At 23.0% G+C, this 2,219-nt stretch carries 2 protein-coding genes; both read left to right on the top strand.

The window, feature by feature from the left end; genetic code table 4:
• Window positions 1–468: 468 nt before the first annotated feature.
• Window positions 469–1,518: a hypothetical protein gene (locus tag D9R21_RS05835; protein WP_126821464.1), complete on the top strand. Its 1,050-nt coding sequence runs from the start codon at window positions 469–471 to the stop codon at window positions 1,516–1,518.
• A gap of 15 nt (window positions 1,519–1,533) precedes the next feature.
• Entirely contained in the window at window positions 1,534–2,022 is a 489-nt protein-coding gene (locus D9R21_RS05830) for a hypothetical protein (RefSeq protein ID WP_126821463.1), read from the top strand.
• Window positions 2,023–2,219: the final 197 nt, after the last annotated feature.

Genomic DNA, 2,219 nt, shown 5'->3' with positions numbered 1-2,219 from the left:
TTTTAACATTACTCTTTCTTTAAAAGTAAAATGATGCTTTGTTTTATCCATTTTAAAAAATCCTTTCTTTTATATACAAAGTTAATTATATAGTTTTTTGAGGTTTTGGGCGAGCGGTTGATTTTCTTAAATTTTTGTGATAAAATGACTTACAAGTTAAAAAAAGTTTTGAGATTCTTTCAAACAAATTTGGGAACCTTTATAAAATTCTTCGCTTAACGCTTAGAATTTTTCCCAAGTATTTTGAAAAGCGCGGCAAAAGTTTTTTTAAACTTTAAATAATTTTTCACAAACTTATAAAAATCACCGCGAGCCCAGATTAGTACAATATTATTATAATCATTCTAAACAAACTCCTTTATAAAATAAATATATTTAAAATTATTTGACTTGCATATATATATATATAATTAATGAAAATCCATCTTGATAATAAGTTTCAAGATTAAGAAGAGGAGAAAAACAAGTATGAAAAAATTACTTAGTTTATTAAGTATGTTAACAATTAGTGGAACTGTTGTACCAACAGTAATTGCTAATGTTTCTTATCAAAAAAATAAAGATTTGTCTGAATTAAATTTAACAAGTTTAAACATAAGCAGAAATAAAAGAAATTCAGTAAATTCTAAACATATATTTAAAACTAATGGAGCTGACATTCCAACAGAACAACAAATCAAAGATAAAATAAAAGAAAAAAATCCACAAGTAAATATTAATAGCATTAATGTTACAAATATTACTGAAAATAGTGCTGTAGTCACTATAACTGGATTTGGTGGTCAAAAAATAATTAATTTTACAGTTGATAAATCTGTACCAATAAACGTTGTTATTAAAACTACTCATTTGGGAGAAATTGATATAACTGGATTTGGTGGTGAATATGATAAACAATTATTTAAACATTTTTTAAAACAATTAAATTCACAATTAGATATTAATAAAATTAATGTCACAGACATTACTACAAGTACTATTAAAGTTAATTCAAATGATACAAATATTTATACTGGTGAAATAAATATTACTTATAGTAGGCCAGTAAAATTATTTATTAAAAACTTTGAATTAGGCTCAATTATAGTTAATAATAATTATTTACCAACCGAACAACAAATCAAAGATAAATTAAAAGAATTAAATCCTATTTTAATAAATATTATAAATGATTTTGAAGTTAAAGATATAACTTCAAGAAATGCAAAAATATCTTTTATAAGAAAAAATATTTTAAGTGGTGAAGTAGTTATTAATTTTATATCTAATATTAATTTAAATAAAATTATTACTCAAACTAGTTTAGGTGAATTTATAACTGATAATTTATCTAATCCAACCGAACAACAAATCAAAGATAAATTAAAAGAATTAAATCCAAAGTTAAATATCGAAAAAATCAATGTTGAAAATGTTAGTAATATAAGAGCACAGATTACTTCTTCTGATACAAATACTTATATAGGACATATAATTGTTGATTATAGTGTTTCTATTGAAACACTTAATTGAAAATAAAAAGTAAATAATTAAATGAAAAATATATTAAATCTTTTAGAAACAATCACTTTAATTGGAACAAGTACAACAAGTTTAGTTGCTTGTAATACACCACAATATAGCGAAAAAGAATTAAAAATATGAAAACAAAACAACAAAATAAATACAGATAATCAAGAAATCAAAGATAATTTAGAACCCATAGCACCACAAGAAAAACCATTTAATGAAGCAGATAATAGATGATATTTTATAATTTGAAAAGCTGATAAATGAATTGCTACAAAATATAAAAACAATAGATATGAACCAGATATGGGGTGAATTATTGAAGATTTACCAAATGTTAAATGTCGACTTATGATACGACCAAACGCTATTTTTGGGGCATTTAGTGATGGTAAATGAAGACAATGAGATAGAGATGATGGTTCATATTTTAAAGCAGTTTATCGTTGAAATAATGATACATCAGAACCTAATTTAATAGTTGACAAAGATGGTATGGTAAAAGTTAATTAATAATAAAAAAGTCATTTATTAATAGACTGCACCCCAAAAAGTAAGTAAAATTAAAAAAGAACTTTACTAAACTTTTAGAGGAGGTGCATTTTTATATGGCAAGAAAAGGACAAAAATTTAATAAATATACAGCAGATTTTAGAAAAATGATAGTACAAGAAGTTAAAAATAATAAGATAAGTTTTATTGCTCAAAAA

The organism is Spiroplasma endosymbiont of Megaselia nigra (assembly GCF_003987485.1).
GTDB lineage: Bacteria > Bacillota_I > Bacilli_A > Mycoplasmatales > Mycoplasmataceae > Spiroplasma.
Note: the sequence above shows the minus strand (reverse complement) of the source record. Positions and strands in the feature narration are given on the sequence as shown.